At 65.5% G+C, this 2,076-nt stretch carries 1 protein-coding gene; it reads left to right on the top strand.

The features are described from left to right. Positions 1 to 213 precede the first annotated feature (213 nt). Positions 214 to 1,998 carry a hypothetical protein gene (locus ACWGI8_RS43435; RefSeq protein ID WP_453669041.1) on the top strand — a complete coding sequence of 595 codons (1,785 nt, stop codon included), beginning with the start codon at positions 214 to 216 and terminating at the stop codon, positions 1,996 to 1,998. The last annotated feature ends 78 nt before the right edge of the window (positions 1,999 to 2,076 follow it).

Raw genomic sequence — 2,076 nt, 5'->3', positions numbered from 1 at the left:
AGCCGGGGGCGGGCGGACGTCCACCTACCCGCCAAACCGCACAGCGGGCCCTCCGGTATGTGGCACCGGCGACATGGGCAGACGTCCAGGCGACACACCCACTATCTCCCTATTGTCCTATTTATTGCCCTTTCCGTGATTCGATGTGTCTACTTTCGCCCCTTTCAGGCAAGGGGCGTGACAGGTTGTCACGCAGAAGGAGAGCAACGTCGGATGTCTGAATCACAGGGCACGAGCACGAGCACCCAACTCCGTGCGAAGTCAGCGGCACTCAGCCGCCACTGGAAGGTCGCCGTTCTGGCCGCGGCCGGGTTCGCCACAATGGCCGGCACCACGACCGTCGTGGGCATCGCGGACGCCGGGGCTGCCGAGGCGAAGCCCGCCTCCGTGGCCAGGGACAGCAGCAAGGCCAGGCCGAATCCCGGCACCGTGGATTCCGCCCGCGACAGCGAGGGCGCCGACGACGGAGACGGCGACTACTGGGCCGGCCTCGCGGGCAACCCAAACGGGGACAACGCCGGCACGGAAGGTGACGGCCACTCCGGCTCCCAGGACAAGGAGATCAACGGGAGCAAGGGGGCCGACGGCAGCAACGAAGCCAACGGCGCCGAGAAAGCCGACGGCAACAAGCAAGCCAACGGCGCCGAGAAAGCCGACGGCAACAAGCAAGCCAACGGAGACAAGCAGAAGGACTCCGGATCCAAGAGCGACGGCGGCGCCGAGAAGGGCTCCGGGTCCAAGAGCGACGAGGGCGCCGAGAAGAAGTCCGAAGGCTACGACCAGGAGAAGGGCTCCGGGGGCCAGGACGGCTACGGGGACGATCAGGGCAGCGGGTCCTACGAGGGGGAGGACGGCAAGGTCACGGACGTGGAGTGCGATCCGGACCACCTGATCTCGGCGATCGTGCAGGCGAACGAGCTGGAGGGCCCCAGCCACCTCCGGCTGGCGGAGAAGTGCACCTACACCCTCACCGCCACGGAGGACGGCAACGGCCTGCCCAAGATCACCCAGCCGATCACGATCGACGGCAACGACGCGACCATCGCGCGCGCCGCCAACGCCACCCAGTTCCGGATCTTCGAGGTCGGCTCCGGCGGCGACCTGAAGCTCCGCAACCTCACCATCACCCGCGGCAAGACCAACGATGACGATGGTGGCGGCATCAACGTGAACGCCGCGGGACGGCTCGACCTCGACTCCGTCACCCTCGAGAACAACACCGTAAGCGACCTGGAGAACTACGACGGCGGCGCCATCTACAACGAGGGCATCACCACCGTCCGCGACAGCACCCTCGACAAGAACTCCGCCGAGGACGGCTCCACCATCTACAACAGCTACGGCAAGCTCGAGATCACCAACACCAAGGTCACCGGCAGCATCTCCGACAACGACGACGGCTACGCAGCCATCTACAACGACGGTGGCACGACAAAGATCAAGAAGAGCTACCTCGCCTACAACTACGGCTACTCCGGCGGCGCCCTCTACAACAGCTCCGGCGTGTCCGAGGTGGAGAAGAGCACCATCGCCCACAACTACGCCTACTACGGCGGCGGTATCTACAGCGGCGATTCGCTCTACGTACGCGACAGCACCATCAAGAACAACACCGCCGTCGACGGGGGCGGTGGCGGCATCAACGCCTACGATTTCGCGGTGATCGAGGACAGCAAGATCACCGACAACGCCGCCACCCTCAGCAACGGCGGCGGCATCTACGTCGACGCGTTCAACGAGGTCGCGATCCGCGACTCGAAGGTCGCCGGCAACCGGGCTCCCGGCAACGGCTTCTCCGGTGGCGGCATCTTCACCAACATTTTCAGCACTCTCACGCTCACCGACTCGAAGGTGAAGGACAACACCTCCGACGAGCCCGCCGGCGGTATCGAGAACAGGGGCACGGTCGTCACCAAGGGCAAGGTCAAGATCATCGACAACGTACCCACCAACTGCGACTCGCCCACCAGCAACCCCGTCCCGAGCTGCTTCGGCTGACGGAGACTCATAGCGGCGAGAGTCATAACGGCCGCGCATGGGCCAACCCCACCGCCCGCCCCCGGCACCAGCCAGGGG

It is taken from the genome of Streptomyces sp. NPDC054841, assembly GCF_053611045.1.
This window is presented reverse-complemented; position numbering and strand designations above follow the sequence as displayed.